Source organism: Streptosporangium sp. G11, from assembly GCF_051192615.1.
Classification (GTDB): domain Bacteria; phylum Actinomycetota; class Actinomycetes; order Streptosporangiales; family Streptosporangiaceae; genus Streptosporangium.
On the sequence record NZ_JBPJUQ010000031.1, the window covers coordinates 71,599 to 89,982 of the forward strand.

Genomic DNA, 18,384 nt, shown 5'->3' on the forward strand with positions numbered 1-18,384 from the left:
CCTGGTCGTGCGGGAGTGACAGGGGCAGATGAGAGGGAGGGAACTCACTTCGGTATAAGCCGGTCGTGAAGGGGTAGCGGGTGCCGCCATGAGCGACGTTCGGACGGGGCCGGTGACCACGAAGGTCCCCGCACGGTTGGACCGGTTGCCATGGTCACGATGGCACTGGATGGTCGTCATCGGACTCGGCACCGTCTGGATCCTCGACGGCCTCGAAGTGACGATCGTCGGAAACCTCTCCGCCCAGCTGGCCAAGGAGGGCAGCGGCCTGGCGATCACCCAGGCCCAGGTCGCGGGTACCGCCGCCGCCCTCTACGTGGCCGGAGCGTGTCTGGGGGCGCTGTTCTTCGGCTGGCTCACCGACAGGTTCGGCCGCAAGAAGATGTTCATCATCACGATGGTCGTCTACCTGGTGGCCACCGCCGCGACGGCGTTCTCGTTCTCCGCCTGGTGGTTCTTCCTGTTCCGGTTCCTGACCGGGTTCGGCATCGGCGGCGAGTACGCCGCCATCAACTCGGCCATCGACGAGCTCATCCCGAGCCGCCACCGGGGCAGGATCGACATCATCATCAACGGCAGCTACTGGCTCGGCGCCGCGGGCGGCGCGCTGCTGACCGTGCCGTTGCTCAACAACCTGCCGCTGAACATCGGCTGGCGCGTCGCGTTCGGCATGGGCGTGGTGCTCGGCCTGGCCATCCTGCTGGTGCGCAGGAACGTGCCGGAAAGTCCGCGCTGGCTGTTCATCCACGGCCGCGACCGGGAGGCCGAGGGGCTGGTCGCCGGGGTGGAGGAGCGGATCGAGCGCGAGAAGGGCGTCAAGCTCGACGAGCCCGCGCGGTCGATGACCATCCACCAGCGCAAGTCCATCGGGTTCGGCCAGATCGCGCACACCATGGTCGCCCGCTATCCCAAGCGGACGGTCCTCGGCCTGTCGCTCTTCATCGGCCAGGCGTTCCTCTACAACGCCGTCACCTTCGGGTACGCGCAGATCCTGTCGACCTTCTTCGGCATCGACACCGAGACCGGCTACTACTTCGCCGTCATCGCGTTCGGAAACTTCCTCGGCCCGCTGCTGCTCGGGCGGTTCTTCGACACGGTCGGCCGCATCCCCATGATCTCCGGCACCTACATCCTGTCCGGGGTGCTCCTTCTCGGCACGGCCTGGCTGTTCGATCAGGGGGTGCTGACCGCGGTCACGCTCACCGCCTGCTGGTGCGTCGTGCTCTTCTTCGCCTCCGCGGGGGCGAGCTCGGCCTATCTGACCGTCAGCGAGATCTTCCCGATGGAGACCCGGGCCATGGCCATCGCGTTCTTCTACGCGATCGGCACCTTCGTCGGCGGCGTGTCCGGGCCGCTGGTCTTCGCCAACCTCGTCGAGAGCGGCAGGCCCGGTGACACCGCGCTGGCCTTCTGTATCGGCGCGGTTCTCATGATCGCCGCCGGGCTGGTGGAGCTCTTCCTCGGGGTCAAGGCCGAGGGCAGGGGCCTGGAGGACATCGCCGAGCCACTGAGCACCGCCTCGGGCTGAGGGCCGCTCGGGGCGGGGCGTTCGGGGCCGAGGGCCACTTCGGGCCGAGCGTCGTCTTGGCACGAGGACCGTCTCGGACCAGGGGGCGCGGCTCCGCCGGGAGTTTGATGACCTCCTGTCGCGGCAGAGGACCGCATAAGATCCTTTTTCGTGATCGACCGGATCGACCGTGATCGACCTCGCTGGGCTGAACACCGTCACCCGCCCCGTGATTCCGCTGGAGGTATGCATGCGTGGTACAGCTCGTGCGTTCGCCGTGTCCACCGCCGCCCTCACCCTCGGACTGACCGCCTGCAGCGCGGGCGGGCCCGCCGACGGCCGAACGGTCGAGCAGACCGTCCCCAAGGCCGGTGAGAGCACCAAGAAGCCCGAGAAGACCAAGAAGCCGGCGGGACCCGTCACCCTGAAGTACTGGACCTCCTCCCCGCCCGAGGCCGCGCTGAGGCGGGCGATCACCGCGTTCGAGCGGGCGAACCCCGGTATCGAGGTCGAGCTGCGCACCTTCGCCGAGGCCGACTACCGCAAGCGGCTGCCCAAGGCACTCGACGGCGACGAGGCGCTCGACGTCGTCGGGCTCCCGATCCCGGCGATGACCCGCACGGTCGCGAACCGGCTCCGCCCGGTCGACGAATGGAAGGACAACGTCTCCGGCGGCTGGGTCGAAGAGCTCGACGAGGGCGCGGTGAAGCAGACGAAGAAGGCCGCCAAGAACGGCACGCTCTACTCGGTCCCGATGGGTTCCAGCGGTGGCGCGGTCATGTACTACAACGCCGCTCTCCTGTCCGAGCTCGGCCTCTCCTTCCCCAAGAGGGCCGCCGACCTGGAGTCCATCGTCATGCGAGTCAAGAAGGAGATCCCCGACCTCCAGCCGATCGTCTTCTCCGGCGAGCCGCGCCGGCAGGAGGAGCTGCTGTTCACCATCGCGGGCCAGACCCACCCGACCCTCTCCGACGACCTGCTGGCCGGCGACAAGCCGTGGAACGGCCCTGAGATGGTCTCGGCCCTGACCGCCTACAGGTCGCTGTTCGACAGGGGCGTGCTGGCGAAGTCGGCGCTGACCCTCAAGGGTGACCGCCCGGCCGAACTTTTCCGCTCCGGCAAGGCCCTGTTCCTGGTGGACGGCTCCGGTCAGAGTTCGATGCTGTCCGAGTCCTATCGCAAGACCGCGGAGATCTCCGTCAAGAAGATCGGCGCCGGACCCTTCCCGACCGTCCTGCCGAACGCGAAGCCCGCCGTCCGCAGTACGGCGGAGGTGGGCCTGGCCGTCCCCAAGAGCTCCAAGCACGTGGCCGAGGCGGCCACGCTGGTCCATTTCCTGACCGCGGGCGACGGCGTCTCCAGCTGGGCTGGAGATCTGACGCTGGTCCCCGCGCGCGGGGACTTCCGGATGGAGTCGTCCGTCTTCGCCACCACGGAGGGCAAGGACGGCTACGCCGCGATCCAGGAGCTGATCAGGAACGGCGGTTCCCTGAACGTCCCCGACGAGGCCTTCCTGGAGCGCGCGGAGGGTGACGCCATCCTCGATGTCGCCCACGGCCGGACGACCGCGAAGAAGGCGGCCGACCTCCTGCAGAAGGAGTGGTCCCGCGGCCAGTGACGGCCCCTCTCCGGCTCCTTCCCCACCGTCCGGCCTGTGACGGCTTTTCGCCGTCCGGCCTGTGACGGTTTCTCGACGGCCTTTCGCCGACCGGCCGATGGCGGCTCCTCTCGGCGGGGCGCCCGGCCGGGTCAGGCGTCCACGGGCCGGAAGGTGCGGCGGTAGGCCATCGGCGAGACGCCGATGGCCACCTGCAGGTGCTGGCGGAGCGAGGCTGCGGTGCCGAACCCCGCCCGCAGGGCGACACCGTCCACCGGCAGGTCGCTGGTCTCCAGGAGCCGCCGGGCCAGTTCCACCCGCTGCAGGATGAGCCACTGCCCCGGGCTGAGGCCCATCTCGTCGCGGAAGCGCCGGGTGAAGGTACGGCGGCTCATCCGGGCGTGGGCGGCCAGTTCGCTGAGGGAAAGCGGCTCGTGCAGCCGCCCCAGCGCCCACGCCCTGGTCGCCGCGGTCGTCACGGCGGTCGGGGCGGGAAGCGGTCGTTCGATGAACTGGGCCTGGCCGCCGTCGCGCCACGGCGGGACGACGCACCGCCTGGCCACGTGGTTGGCCACCTCGGTGCCGTGGTCGCGCCGGACGATGTGCAGGCAGAGGTCGATCCCCGCGGCCACCCCTGCCGAGGTGAGCACGTCGCCGTCGTCCACGAACAACACGTCCGGGTTGACCTTGACCTGGGGGAACAGCTTCTGGAAGTGGTCGGTGCTGCTCCAGTGGGTGGTCGCGGGACGGCCGTCGAGCAGTCCGGCCGCCGCGAGCACGTAGGCGGCGGTGCAGATCGAGACCAGCCGGGTGCCCGGCCGGATGCGCGCGATCGCCCCGGCCAACGGCTCGGGGAGCCGGCCCTCGCTGGAGACCGTGCCGAGGGCGTGGGTGGCCGGGATCACCACGGTGTCCGCGCCCTCCAGGGCCTCGGCTCCGTGGTCCACCGCGATCGCGAAGTCGGCGTCGGTGCGTACGGGGGCGCCGTCGACGGTGCAGGTGAGCACCTCGTAGAGCCGCTTGCCGTCCGAGTCCTTGGCGCCGCCGAAGATCCGCGGCGGGATGCCCAGCTCAAAGGGGATCACACCGTCCATGGCAAGCATGACGATCCTGTGCATGACCCGATTCTCACATATGGCAGGTACGGGCCATCTTCGCCGAGGGCGCCGCCGTCCGAGCACCTCGTGCCGGGACGGCCGGCGCTCCACCTCGACGACGACCCGGCCGGGAAAGGCCGATCAGGCACTGGTGCACGAGTCGTGGGTCGCGTCGAAACCCTTCAGGCTCTCGGTGTCGTCGCGGGGAAGCGGCTTCAGGCCCTTCCAGTCGTCGCCGATCGTCAGGACGAGCCTGCCCGTGGTCGCCCGGCGGACGGGCAGGGGCCTGGAGGCCAGGAGGTCGCGGCTGAGGGTGGGCGCCTTGGCGGCGCCGTTCGGCGAGTAGGCGATCGTGGTCGTCGGGTACGGCCTGCGCGACGCGTCGCCGATCCTGGCGACGTGATAGCCGCGCTCCTCCAGCTGGACGGCCACCAGGGTGGCCAGGCCGGACCGCATGGTCCCGTTGCGCACCTCGACCTGGATCTTCGACCGGGGCACCCTGGCCTGGCCGCCCTTGACCCCGGAGCCGGTGATCGCCCGATCCGTCGCGACGATCTTGAAGAGCCTGCCGCTCTGCGGCTGGACCCACTCCACCCGGCCCGGGTGGACCAGCGAGTAGCGCCACGGGGTGGTGATGAAGTGGATCTGCCCCGCGGCGAGCCCCTGCGCGCTGGTCGCCAGATCCCTCATGACGCCCGGGGTGAGGCCGGGGTCGGTGGTGACCGACTTCGTCGCCGCGTCGAGGAAGCCGAACAGCCGGGTGGGGTCGGTGAGGGTCTCGCCGCTCATGACCTTCTTGATCATGGAGGCGATGAACATCTGCTGGCGCTGGATGCGCCCGATGTCCGACCCATCGCCCAGGCTGTAACGGGCCCGCACGTAGCCCAGGGCCTGCTCGCCCCCGAGGTTCTGGCGCCCGGCGGCCAGGTGGAGCAGGGCCTTCTTGTCGTTGATCGCCTCGGGCACGCAGACCTCCACGCCGCCGACCGCGTCGACCATGCCCTTGAAGCCGGTGAAGTCGACCTTCACGAAGTGGTCGATGTGGATACCGGTGAGCGACTCGATGGTCTTCCACGTGCAGGTGATGCCGCCGGAGTTGAACGACTCGTTGATCATGCCGACGTGCGGCCGCTGTCCGGGCAGTCTCCCTGCCTGGCCCGGCAGGCGGGAAGCTGGACCATCGAGTCGCGCGGGAAGCTGACGACCATCGCGTTGTCCCGCTTCGGCGAGATGTGCGCGAGCATGATCGTGTCGGTCCGCTCACCCGCCACCCGGCCGTATCTCGCGTTCTTGCCGCCCCGCTGGTCCGAGCCGACGACCAGGACGTTCAACGCCTTGCCTGCGGCCTTGGCCGGGCGCCGCCCGAGGTCCTCCGCGGAGACCTCGACGTGCTTGACGTTGCCGGTCAGCTTGACGTACGCGCCGGCCACCGTCCCCGCCGCCACGAGCACCACGGCGGTGACCGCGGCCACCAGCCACCACAGCCACCTGCGGCGCGGCCGCGCCGGGCGCCGGCCGGGCGGCGCCGGGGGCGGCCCGGGGGGCTGTTTGGGGAACGCGTCGATCAACCCGCTGCTCACGTGACTCCCGGGGGGGAAGAGGTCACGGCATGCGCCCGTGACCGAGAAGCCGTACTCCGGCCGTCGCCGATTTTACTGATCTCCCGATGTGGTGGATCCGGCATGGCGTGTCACCGTGTGGGGGTGCGTGTCCTGTTACGATCCGCCGGTGATTATCCGTGACGGGCATCTCGGCGACGTGCCGGCCGTCCTGGCGATGTTCGACGGCGCGGTGGCGTGGCTGACCTCCCTGGGCCGCACCGGCCAGTGGGGCAGCGAGCCGTTCTCCGCCGACGCGGCCCGCGTCGAGCGGATCGCCTCGTGGGCGACGTCCGGCGGGATGCGCGTCGCCGAACTCGGCGGCCGGCCCGCGGGCTGCCCGGTCGTGGGGCCCGCGATGCCCTACGTCACCCCCGCTTCCGAACCGGAGCTGTACGTCCAGGGGCTGGTGGTCGACCCGAGGTTCCACGGCCGCGGGGTCGGGGCCGCCCTGCTGGAGCGCGCCCGCGCGGAGGCCGCCGGGCTGGGAATCGCGCTGGTGCGGGTCGACTGCTACGCCGGCGACGACGGCCGGCTGGTGGCGTACTACGAGAGCCAGGGTTTCACCAGGACCGAGAGCTTCATGGTCGGCGACTGGCCCGGCCAGATCCTGGAGACAAGGCTCCCCGCGACCACGGGCTGAACGGACCCGCGTCGAGAGGCCCGTGCCGGGCGAGGGGGCTGTGTCGGGCGGCTCGTGCCGGGTGGGCCGGCCGGCGTCGAGTGGTCCGTGCTGAGCGGTTCGTGCCGGGTGAGCCGGCCGGTGTCGAGCGCGGTTCGCGTCTGCCGGGTGGTCCGTGCCGGGTGGGTGGTCCCCCCGGCGGGACGTCGCCACCTGTCGATTCCCCTGGGCGTCACGCGGACGAAATCTCCATGCGAGAGGATTGCCGGAGATTTACCACTATTTGGGGGATTTGTGGTTGGCGCTCTCGATCACCGCTATCGCGGTGAGCATCCAATCCGCACGCTCGCCTACCTTTTCCGGGAGGACCGCCTCAGGTTGCTCGTGGGGGTCCTCGCCTTCCTGGTCAAGCACAGTCCGACCTGGTTGTTGCCGCTGATCACCGCCAACGTCGTCGACATCGTGGTCTCTCGCGCCCCGATCGCCCACCTGTGGGCCAACGCGGGTGTGCTGCTCGTCCTTCTGCTCTTCAACTACCCGCTCCACCTGCTCTACGTCCGTTGCACGCACGGCGCCATCCGCCGCATGGGGACGGGCCTGCGCTCCGCGCTCTGCCGTCGCATGCAGCAGCTCTCCATCGGCTACCACGCGCGGGTCAGCGCCGCCGTACTCCAGACGAAGGTCATCCGGGACGTCGAGAGCGTGGAGCAGACCAGCCAGCAGGCGGCCGACATGGGGTTGTCCGCGCTCACCATGCTGGCCGGGGGCCTGGTGGTGATCGCCGTGCAGGTGCCCGCCGCGATCCCCGTCTTCCTGGTGGTCGTACCGGCCGCGGCCCTGCTCGTGATGCGCATGCGTACCCGGCTGCGCGACGACAACGAGAGCTTCCGCCGCGAGGTCGAGCAACTGTCCAGCAGGGTCAGCGAGATGACCACGCTCATCCCGATCACCCGCGCGCACGGCCTGGAGCAGGACGCCCTGCACCGCGTCGACGGCACGCTGACCAAGGTGCTGCGCAAGGGTCTCCGGCTCGACCTGCTCAACGGCAGTTTCGGCGCGCTGGCCTGGATCCTGCTCAACGCGCTCGGCGTCGCCTTCCTCACCGGTTCCGCGCTCGTGGCCTACTACCAGGTCATCCCCATCACCGCGGGCGACGTGGTCATGCTCACCAGCTTCTTCGCCACCCTCACCGCCGCCGTCACCTCCCTGCTCAGCCTCACCCCGATGATCAGCAAGGGGCTGGCGTCCGTACGCTCCGTCGGCGAGGTCCTCCAGGCGCCCGACCTGGAGCACAACGCGGGCAAGGAGGAGGTCGCCTCCGTCCGCGGCGAGGTCGAGTTCCGCGACGTCGAGTTCTCCTACGGTGAGGAGACCGCGATCACCGGGTTCGACCTCACGGTGACCCCCGGCGAGACGATCGCGCTGGTCGGCCCCTCGGGGGCGGGCAAGTCGACCGTGCTCAACCTCGTCATCGGCTTCCTCCGGCCCACCTCGGGCCGGATCCTGCTGGACGGGCGCGACATGGAGACGCTGGACCTGCGGACCTACCGCAGGTTCCTGTCCGTCGTGCCGCAGGAGTCGATCCTGTTCGAGGGCAGCATCAAGGAGAACGTCACCTACGGCATGGCCGACGTTCCCGAGGACCGGGTGCGGCGGGCGCTCCAGGACGCCAACGCGCTGGAGTTCATCGACCGGCTCCCCGACGGCCTCGACACGGTCGTCGGGGAGCGGGGCGCCCGCCTGTCGGGCGGGCAGCGCCAGCGCCTGGCCATCGCCCGCGCCCTGATCCGCGATCCGCGCGTGCTGATCCTGGACGAGGCCACCTCCGCCCTGGACACCCGCTCCGAGGCGCTCATCCAGGAGGCGCTGACCCGCCTGGTCGCCGGGCGTACGGTCCTCGTCGTCGCCCACAGGCTGTCGACCATCCGCCGCGCCGACCGCATCGTGGTCATGCGCGACGGCGGGATCGAGGAAGTGGGTACCCACGAGGAGCTGATGCGGCTGCGCGGCGCCTACGCCGGGCTGCAGGACGCCCAGCTCGCCTGAGCGCCCTCCCACGCCGGACTTCCTGGAAATCCGGTCCGGGAACGGGCCGGTCCCGGAGCGAGGGGGGAACGTCGCTCTCGCTCTCGCTCTCGCTCTCGCTCTCGCTCTCGCTCTCGCCGGAGCCGGGATCGGGATCGGGATCGGAGCCGGGATCGAGACCGGAGCCGGGGAACGGGAGAAGGCCGAAGACCCGGGAGCGCGGGACACACCGCTGAGAGAAGTCCTGAGACGCGAGGAGGGTGCGGGACCCGTGACGGGTCCCGCACCCTCCTGCCCTGCGGGGTGGGTTCAGCCCGCGGTGCCCGTCGAGGACGGGTAGATGCGGAGCCAGTCCACCTCCATCCACGCCTCTCCCGAGCTGCCCTGGCCGGGGAACCAGTCCAGTTGCAGGCAGACCGACATCGAGCTGCTGGTGGCGTTGCCGGAGCGGAACCACTCCTGCCCGTCGATGTAGCCGACGACGCTGCCGGGGGTGACCTCCACGGCGTAGGTGTGCCAGGTGGTCATGTCGATGTTGGCGTGGGCCTGCTCCTGCCCCTGAGGGGTGTGCAGGAAGAAGTTCGGGCGCTGCCTCTGCGGATCGTCGATGACCTCCAGGAAGTCGATCTCCTCTCCCGTGGAGCTCCGCACGTTGCCGCCGCCGTCCTTCGGCCACAGCAGGGCGACGGGGTGGTACGACCCGGCGCCCGGGTACAGGCGGATGCGGGTCTCCCAGCGCCCGTAGGCCTGGTCGTGACGGGCGGCCAGGCCGGCCGTGGTCCCGTCCTCGCGGCCGTACAGGTAGAGCGCCCCGTTGCCGAGGTAGAGCTGCTGCGGGGAACGGCGGCCGTTGCCGGCGTGCCCGGCCGAGTCGTAGAAGACCCAGTCGGACTCGTCAAGGTAGTCGTCGAACTCGGCGCACCAGGACGGCGCACCCCAGTTGAGGGCTTGCGCGGCGCTGGCCTCGCCGGTGTTGGCGGGGGCGCAGGGAGCCGCAGAGACCACCTCTCCCTGGGCCGCGCTGAGGGTGCTCACCGCCAGCGCGGCCACCATGCTGAGTACGGCCACCCGCACGTGGGATCTGGTGATCATGATTACTCCTCCCAGGATCTGGCGCAGAGTGTGGAGGGACTGAAGCTCCAGCAGCCGGTGCTCGTCGGGCTGGGGATCGACGACGCGACCGGGTTCGGCAGCGGCTGGGCGGGCGAGGTGGGCGGTGCGAACACCCAGCGCGGCGCGCCCGCCGGCTCCCGGTTCGAGATCAGCAGGACGTTGGGGGATTCCGAGGTACGGCCCCGCCAGGGCGCGAGGCCCCAGCACGAGGTGACGTCCTCCGGCTTACAGAAGTCGGAGGTGGAGCGCCTGAGCGGGGGCAGGGGCAGGACGTTGTGGATCGAGGGCGCCGGAGACGGGACCGCCACCGGGGATCGGGTGCTCTGGACCGGCTCGGTCAGGAGGGAGGGCTCGTAGACGCCGGTCCGCGTGGGCGCGGGCCGGGGGGCGTGTGTCGCCCGGCTCGGCGGACCGGTGCGCGGAGGGGCGGCGGTGGACGTGCGGGTCGGGCTCGCCGAGGGCTTCGGTGTTCCCTTCGGCGGGGTGGTGGGCTTGGGGGTCGTCGACCGGGTGGGCTTGGGCTTGGGGGTGGCACTCGGCGCGGGCTTGGTCGCCGTCGCGGTTGGTTTGGGGGCCGTGGGGGTCGGGTCGGGCGCGGGCTTGGTGGTCGTGGCGGAGGGGGTCGGTGTCGCCTTCGGCGGCTGCTGCGTCCCGGTCGCCGTGGGCGACGAGGACGAGGTGGCGCTGGGCGACGGCGCCGGGGTGGCGGGGGCGGAGGTCGCCGTGGACGTCGCCGTCGGCTTCGTGTCGCCGGACGGTGCCGGGGTGGGCTTCTTGGCCTCCGGGGACCCGCCGGTGGTGGGCCTGGTGTTCCCGGACGGTGGCCTGGCGGGCGTCGTGTTCCTCGGCGGCGCCGGGGTGGCCTTCCTGGTCTCCGGAGGCGCTTCGGTGGGCCTGGTGTTCCTTGAGGGCGTCGGCTCGGACCTCCTCGGCGGGCCCTCGGTGCGCCTGGTGTTCACGGGCGGTTCCTCGACGGGGCGCGACCTCCTGGACGACGGGTTCGCCGGTACCGCGTTCCTGGGCCGTACGGTTTCCCGTGCCCTCGTCTCCCGGGAGGGCGCGGAGAACTGCTCGGAGGGAACGTCCTCTTCCGTGCGCGGCGCGCTGTTCCTCTCGCCGGGACGGCTACGGGACGTGGGAGGGGAGCTGTCGGCCTCGGGGGGCGACGCGTTCTCCACGGGGGCGCGGCGGTCCGTTTCGGCGGGCGGGTTCCTGTCCGGCCTGGAGGGGGAGTCGCTGTCCGCAGGCGGTCTTTCGTCCGGCGTCGAGCGGGAGTCGCCGTCCGAGGGGGGACTCCCGTCCGGCCAGGAGGGGTTTCCCGGCTCGGAGGGGACCTCCTGTCGCGCGGGGGGAGGCCCGGCCGGGGGAACGGCGGAAGGACCGGCGAACTCCTGCGACGGTGAGCCGGAGCTCACGCCGGGATCCGCCACGGCGGCCCACGGCTGGGCGATGACCGCGCTTGTCGTCGCGGATACCGCGGCCAGCAGAAGGCCGGAGAGTAAGGTGACACGCCGGGACGAGCTGCGTGGGGGCATTGATCGCTCTTCCTGGATCTATGGGGTGGGCTCTGGGCCGGATATGGGTTTCCAGCCCGCGGCGGTGAATTCCGGGGTGCCCGGGAGGGCGACCGGCGGCACGGAGGTGGCGAGGGGGTCGGGGACGTTGACCCAGTCCCCCTGGTTCGCACCGCGCATGCCGGGTTGCCAGACCATGAGCAGGCTCATGGCGTATGGGCTCGAATAGGTTGGATCGGTGTCGCCGACGCCCTTGGTCGCGGTCACCTGGACCAGGACCGAGACCTGCACCTGATCCTGGGCGCGGGATCGCCACTGGAGGCCGATCGTCCGCGTCCGCATGGCGGCGCCGTCGGGGAGCGCCCCGTCCTTGGGAAGGCCGAGGATCTCCCGCCATCCCGCGACGGCCTCGCGGGCGCCGGCCCGTGCGGCGTCGTGCTGCTCGGGCCGCGCGTACAGCACCGCCGCCTGCTCGGCCTGCTCGACGTCCAGGGTCCACGCCGCCTCCAGCGCGGCCGCGGCGGCGGAGGCCGCGCCCAGCTCGGTGCGGGGGAACCCGACGGGGTAACCGGCCGCGCCCTCGTAGCCGGAGGGCGGGGAGAGGAGAACGGTGTCCCCGACGGCCTTCGGCGCGGAGGCGTTCACGGGGGTGGAGTCGGTTCGGAGGAGTTGCCATGCGCCGGCCGCCAGCAGGATCGTCCCCACGATCGAGACGACCACGATGAGCATCCGCCGCCGGGCGCTCGGCGGCGGGCCCAGATCCCAGTTCAGCGTGGGATCGTCGGCGACCGGTCGCACTAGTGGCTCCGGTCGGGGCGCTGCCCGAAGGTCTGCCCGGCCGCCGCGGCCAGGCGGAGGTACGCGCCCCGGGTCGTGGGACGGAGGCGGACCAGGTCCACCTCGGCGCCCTCCTTGAGGTGCGGGTCGTAGGGGATGCGGATCACCGCGCGGCAGCGGGAGATGAAGTGGCGCTCCAGCAGGTCCAGGTCCACGTCGGACTTGGGTTCCACCGCGTTCAGCACGACGATGGCGTTCTTGACGAGGTCGGCGTGGCCGTGGGCGGTCAGCCAGTCCAGCGTCGCGGCGGCCGAACTCGCCCCGTCCACCGCGACGAGGCTGACCAGCACGATCTGGTCGGCCAGTTCCAGCGTCGCGCCCATGGCCCCGTGGAGCAGGCCGGTCCCGCAGTCGGTGATGCATATGGAGTAGTAGCGCTCGATGAGCCCGGCGACCGTGCGGTAGTCCTCGGCGTTGAACGCCTCGCTCACGGCCGGGTCGGTGTCGGAGGCCAGGACCTCCAGCCGGGCGGGCGACTGGGAGGTGAAGGCGCGCGCGTCGGCGTAGCGCAGGATGTGGGGGGCCTCGGCCAGCATGGTGCGGATGGTCGCCGCCGTCTCGGACTTGACCTTGATGCCGAGGGTCCCGCGGTCGGGGTTGGCGTCGATCGCGATCACCCGGTCGCCGCGCAGGGAGGCCAGCGTGTTGCCGAGGGCGACGGTCGTCGTGGTCTTGCCGACCCCGCCCTTGAGGCTCATGACCGCGATCCGGTGGTGCCCGCTCGCGACGGGGGTCTGGGCCTGCGCCATCAGCGTGCGCCGTTCCAGCTCCGCCGCCGACTCCGCGGGGATGAAGCGCTTGCCGGAGAGTTGCCAGACGAGACGGCGCCACCCTCCGGCGGGCTCCGGGCGGCGGTTGGTGAGCAGGTGTTCCGCGGTGAGCGGGACCGTTTCATGGAACTGCTCGGGCGGGGGCGGCGGAGTGGGCGGCGATGCCTGGATGTGAGGGGAGGTATCCGTCATGCCGTTGTCCTTTCTTGAAAAGCGATCTTGGGGAGTGAGGTCGTCAGCATGTCCGCCAGCGCACCGTCGTGGTGATCGAGTCGTCGAGGCCGTGAACGGTCATCGGGGCGGTGACCGAGGCGGGGGCGCCGCACCAGTTGCGGACCCGGTGGGCACGCAGGTTGATCACCTGCGTGACCCCTTCGCGCAGCGTGCCGCTGGAGGGGCTCACGGCCAGGCCGGGAGCCGATATCCGCCATTTCAACGGCTCTCCCGAGACGGTGAGGACCATGCTTCCCAGGCCGAACTCGTCCAGCGTCACCACGGGCGGGACCCGTAGCCGGGAGGCGAGCCCGTCCTGCCGCGCCGGCGCGCCGGCGGCGGGGGGCGGGGATCGGGTGGCCTGGCTGGTGGACGCCTGCAGCGACCTCGCGGGCTCTTCGGACTCGATCGCGGGGCCGAGGAAGTTCATCCCGGTCAGGGTGCCCGCAGCGCCCGCCACGACGATGATGACGATCTTGATCGTCGTGTTCTTGATGCGGGTGCCGGCCCAGCTGAGCGCCTCCAGCACCCGGATCCCCATCTCGATCCGCTCCTCGTCGGGGCGGTCGTCGGGTTCGGTGTGGAAACGCAGCGCGGGAACCTGGGCGTCGTCGCGGACCTCGATGTCGCGCACCCGGGGGGTACGGACCTCGGTGTCGCGCATCTCGACGGACGCCTGCCCGGCGATGACGACGGGCTCGGCCCTGGCGACGGGTTTGGGAACGGGCGGCGCCTGCCTGGGAATGGTGCCGGTGAGCTCCTCGCTCTGGGCGAGGACCTCGCGCGCCCACGCCTGGGTGAGCAGGGCGTCGTAGAGCGGGGTGTCGTGTCCGGGTACGGGGGGCGCGGACGGCGGACGGGCCGGCCGGGTCCTGCGGGGCGGCAGGGCGGGCAGCGGGGGCAGGCCCGAGGGGGTGGAGGGATCGGAGGAGCCCGCCGCGGGCTCGTCTCCCGGTGCCCTGACCGGCGACGCCGTACTCGACGGCGTCGCGGCCGGTGGCTTCGCGGGAGGCTTCGACGCCACCGGCGGGTAGGGAGGCATGCCGACCCTGGGCGAGGGCGGCGTCACGGCCGGCGGTGCCGGGGTGGCGCCGCCCGCGGCCGGGGAGACGGGCGGGACGGAGGACCGGTGCCCGGGTGGGGCGGAGGTCCGGCCCCCCGGAGGGGGCGCGGGAAGGACCGGGGACCGCCCCCCTCCCGGAGGGGCGGACAGGACGGGAGACCCGCCACGGGCCGGGGGCGCGGGCGGGGGCACCTCGGGGGCCACCTCCGCGGCCGCCCGGGGGGCGGCCTCGGGAGGCAGCGAATCCGTGAGCCGCTGCCGCTCCTCCACGGAGAGCGGCGCGACCGGAGGGTGGGAGATCATCTGCGGCACCGTGTAGCGGATGTTGATCGGCCGCGTGCAGACGGAACACCTGATCATGTGGGAGAGCAGGCTCGCCTGGGCGTCGCCGGGGTCGGCGTGGGAAGCCGCCCGCCCGCCGGCGGGGCCGTCGGAGAAGACGCCGGGAAAGACGGCCTCCACCAGCGGGGCGAGCTCCGGGCAGGTACGCCGCCCGTGGGCGAGCGCGTCCAGCCCGCTCACCAGGGTCTCGATCAGATCCTGGGTACGGGTGGCGAGCCTGCCGACCTCGTCGACGGGCATCGCCAGCACGTGCGAGAGATCCTCCATGCCGAGCGCGTGACGGTACGTCAACCTGAGCGTCTCCGTGCCCAGCGGGTCGACGATCGTCCACACCCGCTCGATCAGCGAGGCGTCGGGCATGCCGGGCCCCGAACCCGGCACGTACCGCTCCCGGTATCCCGGAGAGGTGCGGCAGTCACGTCGCAGTACGGCCAGCAGTCGTCCCCGGACCGTGACGCCTCCGGGAGCGGCCTCGGTCCGGCCGGCCGCCAGCGCGGAGACGACCGCCGCGCGCGCCCGGCCGGATTCGAGGTGGGAGGCGGCGTAGTCCATCAGGTGCGCGCCATGCTCGCGCACCCAGGCCGCCCCCTGGCCGGGGCCGGGCGTGAGCCGCCCGGTTCCGGTAGGTGTGCTCATCGGCCGTCGTACTCGACCGGGTCCGGCTCGACCTGGCCTTGGTCGGGCCGGCCTCGGTCGGACTGGAAGGGGGCGGTGTTCTCGCCCGGCCACTGCTCGGGGGCGTTGTCCCCGCTACCTCCGGGGTCCCTGGGGGCCACCGCGTCCTCGGGGCCCGGCTGGGCGGGGTTCAGGCCGCCGGTGTCCGGCTGCCAGGGCTCCTCCTCGCCGGGGACGCCCTGTCGCTGGTCGGGCTGTCCCTGGTCGGGCTGTCCCTGGTCGGGTCGAGGAAGGGTGCTGTCGCTGGGGATCGGGCTGGGAAGCGGGACGGGGGGAGGATCGGTCACCACGAGCTCCAGGTTCCGCTGGGGCAGTCCGGTGAACTTGGTCCAGTTGCTGATCTGGCCGGGTGCGGGCTCCGCGTAGAGCCAGCGGATGAAGGCGGGCCACAGGCACGAGTCGCGGGGGATCATCGCCTGGCCGCCCTGGGACGGGCTCGGCCCCTGGGTCGCGCTGAGCGCCTGGATCTCCTCGGTGGTGTAGTTACGGCATGGCGGGGTGCCCGGCGGGGCGATGTTGAGGTCCCACACGCCGTTCTCGTCCGTGTAGCGCATGCCCCTGTCCAGCCCGAGGGCCTCGTAGGCGCGCCGCAGGAGCTCGGGGTTCTCGAAGACCGGCAGCGAGACGCCGCCGTCCGGGCCGCCGCCGGGAAGCTGCGGGGTGGCCGGCATGAGCACGGTCCCGTCGGGACCCTGCGACGCGTTCTCAGCGGGGCCGAGGGACGGCTGCGGCTGTACGGGCTGGGACGGCCCGGCCGAGGGAAGTTTCCGCGACGGGCTGGGCGCCTGCGAGCGCTTGTGGCCACCGGGCGGCTGGACCGGACCCGGGTTGCCGTTGCGCGCTGTCGGCGCCACCGAGGGCGCTCCCGGGTCGCCGGTCGGCCTGGTCTCGGGAGGCGCCGTGGGGAGGGTGACCTCGCCCGAGGGCACGATCGGCCGCCCGGGGCCCGACCTGATCGCCGGCCTCAGGGTGCCCGTCGGCCGGGGGTTCCTGGCGTTGTCCCCGGGCTGCGGGGGCCTGACGTCACCGGTGGGCTGCGGCTGCTGCCCGTTCCCTCCGGTGGGCTGGGTCTGCGGGGGCCTGAGGCCGGTGGGCTGCGGTTGCTGCTGCCTGTTCCCTCCGGTGGGCTGCGGTTGCTGCTGCCTGTTCCCGCCGGTCGGCTGGGGCTGCTGCTGCCTGTCGCCATTGGTGGCCGGAGGCTGTGACCGGCCGTTGCCTCCGTTGGGCTGGGGCTGCGAAGGCCGCGAGGGGCCCGAGGACCTCATCCCGCCGGACTCGGGGGCCGGCTTGGGCGGCGAGACGATCTCGGCCTTCTGCTCCGCGGGGCGCTCGATGACGCTGCCGCTCTCGTTCTCGCTCTCCGAGATGTTGCCGCTGATCTTCTTCGTCGGGGTCGGAGGCGGTGGGGCGGGGGGCTGGACGGGCTGGGGATTCGCCGGAGGGGGCTGGGCGGGGGGTTGCGCGGGCCCGGGGTTGGGGGCGGGCCGCACCGGTGCCGGGTCGGGCTTGGTGGGTGTGTCGGGCTTCTTGGGCGTCGCGGGTTTCGTCGGCGCGTTCGTCTTGGGAGCCGTCGGCGGGGTCGGCGTGCTCTTGGGGTTTCCCGGCCGCTGGAGCGGGGCGGCCGCGGCGGCGGCCACGCCCAGGACGGGAAGGGCGAGACAGCCTTCCCCTGAGGTCCCGACCGCGTGCCCGTCGGTGGTGGTGGTCAGGCAGACCCGCTGGTCGCTCGAGGCGGCCCGGCTGGCGCCGTCCGCGATCGTGCTGCCCGCGTCGGCGCCGGAGAGCGGGAGCGGCTGGTCGCCGCCGGGTGCCGCGCTCGACGTCCAGGCTCCCGCCTGGTCGTCGAGGAGGTACGTTCCCGCAGCCAGCCGCATCACCTGCCCCTCGCCGGGGTCGGGGCGCATGGCGATGACGGTTCCCAGTCCGGCGCCGGCACCGAAGACGCCGATCGCGACACTCGCAGTGATCACCGTCGCGCGCGATGGCTTACGTGAGGGTGTCATTGAATGTTCCTTTTCTTCCGGTGAAAACGTCAGTCGCCGTGGCTCTCCAGGACGTCGCTCCACTCGCCCAGCACGCGAGCGGGCTCGTTCGAGCCGGCGGGGGGGACATGTGTCACATACATGCGTCCGTATGTGGCGCTCACCGAGCGGGCGAAGGCCTTGTTGCGGGTGCGGACGGCGGCCGAGCCCTTCAGCTTGACCTTCGCCCCTTCCCGCACCGCCTCGCGGAGCTCGGTGGATCGGGCTCCGTACCAGACCAGGGCGCCCCCGTCACTGGTCCTGAGCGCGCGTACCGGTCCCTCAAGCCGGTACGACAACGCGAGCTTCCAGTCGGCCTGCTCCAGCTGGGCGCGCTCCTGCTGCCAGAACAGCGCGGCCTCGCTGGTCCACGGTCCCTCGTCGAACCGCGGGTCGACCTCGGCGTTCTCCAGGCTCGCCAGGTGCGCGCGGGCGATCTGCCGGGGAGTCCCGCTCAGCCCGGTGGCGTTCTCCGGGAGGCTCGTCGCGTAACCCTCGCCGTCGGTCGCTATCTTGGGGAACCGCGCCGGGGTGGCACGCGTGTCGGCGGCCGAGGCGACGAGCCGCCAGCCGCCGGGGGCCGAGCTCATCACGTCGACGATCCGCGCGACGCCGGGCTCGTACGAGATCGCCACGAACCAGTCGGCGGCGCCCTCCACGTGGCGCGGGATCCACACCTGGGGGTTGGGCCATATCCCCGTCGCCAGTGAGGTCCCCTGCATCTCGGCGGTCTTGAAACCCGCCCGTGTCATCTCCAGCGCGAGCCCGTGCTCCAGCTTCGCCATGGCCACCTGGTCCTTCCTGGCCTGGGCCACCGACAGCCCCCGCTGGTAGCGGCCGTGGATGCCGTACGCCTCCTTGGCGGTGAGCTGGGGCGAGCGGGACCCGGCCGGCGGGTCGGCGGGCGGCGGGGTGGTCCTGGTCTCGCTCCGTGGCCTCTCCGGCTTCTTCGCGGGGGTGGCCTCGGGGCGGGGGGACCTGCTCTTGCCGCTTCCGGTGGGCTTCGGGGTTGGTGTGGGGGTGGAGCGGGAGGAGGCCGGCGTCGGTGAAGGCGAGGAAGGGGCCTTCTCCCAGCCGGTGTCCGAAGGGTCGGGGGTGGGGTTCGCCGCCAGGGACGAACCGGAGGGCGCTCTGGTCGCGAGCCAGAACGCGGCCACGGCGATGATCGCTAAAACTGCCGTGAACAGAATAACCTTCCGCCAATCGAATGACAGGAGGCGTTCGGGATGCCAGTCGGATGCGTGTTCGGAATCGTGCCTAGAGGAACCAGTGCCACGGCCAGAGGACCCAGCCTGTCCATCTGGGAAATCTGATGCACGCCATGACATAGGTCCAAATATTAGACTGACCGTGATCTATTGGGAAGGTAAAGGGCTCAGTAATTGACACT

General features: G+C 71.8%; 14 protein-coding genes. 6 read left to right on the forward strand and 8 right to left on the reverse strand.

The window, feature by feature from the left end; genetic code table 11:
• Window positions 1-169 precede the first annotated feature (169 nt).
• Both ACSDR0_RS26500 and ACSDR0_RS26505 read left to right on the forward strand, forming a co-directional pair.
• Window positions 170-1,528, forward strand: coding sequence for an MFS transporter (locus ACSDR0_RS26500; RefSeq protein WP_435291584.1), 1,359 nt, complete (start codon window positions 170-172; stop codon window positions 1,526-1,528).
• Window positions 1,529-1,757: 229 nt separating this feature from the next.
• A complete protein-coding gene (locus ACSDR0_RS26505; RefSeq protein ID WP_435291585.1) occupies window positions 1,758-3,125 on the forward strand; it encodes an ABC transporter substrate-binding protein in 1,368 nt (455 codons plus the stop codon).
• 131 nt (window positions 3,126-3,256) lie between these two features.
• On the opposite strand, the gene ACSDR0_RS26510 is transcribed toward ACSDR0_RS26505, so the two are convergent.
• The 3 genes from ACSDR0_RS26510 to ACSDR0_RS26520 all read right to left on the reverse strand — a co-directional run bounded on the left by ACSDR0_RS26510 (window position 3,257) and on the right by ACSDR0_RS26520 (window position 5,781).
• Entirely contained in the window at window positions 3,257-4,222 is a 966-nt protein-coding gene (locus tag ACSDR0_RS26510) for a GlxA family transcriptional regulator (protein WP_435291586.1), read from the reverse strand.
• 120 nt (window positions 4,223-4,342) lie between these two features.
• Window positions 4,343-5,317 (reverse strand): LCP family protein, encoded by a 975-nt coding sequence (locus tag ACSDR0_RS26515; protein WP_435291587.1) that lies wholly within the window; start codon window positions 5,315-5,317, stop codon window positions 4,343-4,345.
• On the reverse strand, window positions 5,314-5,781 hold the full coding sequence (locus tag ACSDR0_RS26520) for an LCP family protein (RefSeq protein ID WP_435291588.1): 468 nt from the start codon (window positions 5,779-5,781) through the stop codon (window positions 5,314-5,316). The genes ACSDR0_RS26515 and ACSDR0_RS26520 overlap by 4 nt, the downstream gene beginning before the upstream one ends.
• Window positions 5,782-5,929: 148 nt before the next feature.
• On the opposite strand from ACSDR0_RS26520, the gene ACSDR0_RS26525 reads away from it, so the two are divergent.
• Both ACSDR0_RS26525 and ACSDR0_RS26530 read left to right on the forward strand, forming a co-directional pair.
• Window positions 5,930-6,442, forward strand: coding sequence for a GNAT family N-acetyltransferase (locus ACSDR0_RS26525; RefSeq protein ID WP_435291589.1), 513 nt, complete (start codon window positions 5,930-5,932; stop codon window positions 6,440-6,442).
• A gap of 363 nt (window positions 6,443-6,805) precedes the next feature.
• Entirely contained in the window at window positions 6,806-8,467 is a 1,662-nt protein-coding gene (locus ACSDR0_RS26530) for an ABC transporter ATP-binding protein (RefSeq protein ID WP_435291612.1), read from the forward strand.
• 288 nt (window positions 8,468-8,755) lie between these two features.
• Here ACSDR0_RS26530 and ACSDR0_RS26535 read toward each other — a convergent pair whose 3' ends face one another.
• Complete coding sequence (locus tag ACSDR0_RS26535) at window positions 8,756-9,538, reverse strand: glycoside hydrolase family 16 protein (RefSeq protein WP_435291590.1); 783 nt, start codon at window positions 9,536-9,538, stop codon at window positions 8,756-8,758.
• A 30-nt stretch (window positions 9,539-9,568) separates the two neighbouring features.
• Here ACSDR0_RS26535 and ACSDR0_RS26540 point away from each other — a divergent pair, with 30 nt between their 5' ends.
• Both ACSDR0_RS26540 and ACSDR0_RS26545 read left to right on the forward strand, forming a co-directional pair.
• On the forward strand, window positions 9,569-9,916 hold the full coding sequence (locus tag ACSDR0_RS26540) for a hypothetical protein (RefSeq protein ID WP_435291591.1): 348 nt from the start codon (window positions 9,569-9,571) through the stop codon (window positions 9,914-9,916).
• Window positions 9,917-9,991: 75 nt separating this feature from the next.
• Complete coding sequence (locus ACSDR0_RS26545; RefSeq protein ID WP_435291592.1) at window positions 9,992-11,302, forward strand: hypothetical protein; 1,311 nt, start codon at window positions 9,992-9,994, stop codon at window positions 11,300-11,302.
• A gap of 568 nt (window positions 11,303-11,870) precedes the next feature.
• Here ACSDR0_RS26545 and ACSDR0_RS26550 read toward each other — a convergent pair.
• From ACSDR0_RS26550 to ACSDR0_RS26565, 4 genes are read right to left on the reverse strand one after another with little or no spacing between them, the layout of a single operon-like run.
• Window positions 11,871-12,872, reverse strand: coding sequence for an AAA family ATPase (locus ACSDR0_RS26550; protein ID WP_435291593.1), 1,002 nt, complete (start codon window positions 12,870-12,872; stop codon window positions 11,871-11,873).
• A 43-nt stretch (window positions 12,873-12,915) separates the two neighbouring features.
• Complete coding sequence (locus ACSDR0_RS26555; protein ID WP_435291594.1) at window positions 12,916-14,934, reverse strand: hypothetical protein; 2,019 nt, start codon at window positions 14,932-14,934, stop codon at window positions 12,916-12,918.
• Window positions 14,931-16,976 carry a hypothetical protein gene (locus ACSDR0_RS26560; RefSeq protein WP_435291595.1) on the reverse strand — a complete coding sequence of 682 codons (2,046 nt, stop codon included), beginning with the start codon at window positions 16,974-16,976 and terminating at the stop codon, window positions 14,931-14,933. The genes ACSDR0_RS26555 and ACSDR0_RS26560 overlap by 4 nt, the downstream gene beginning before the upstream one ends.
• Before the next feature lie 29 nt (window positions 16,977-17,005).
• Window positions 17,006-18,151 (reverse strand): hypothetical protein, encoded by a 1,146-nt coding sequence (locus tag ACSDR0_RS26565; protein WP_435291596.1) that lies wholly within the window; start codon window positions 18,149-18,151, stop codon window positions 17,006-17,008.
• Window positions 18,152-18,384 lie beyond the last annotated feature (233 nt).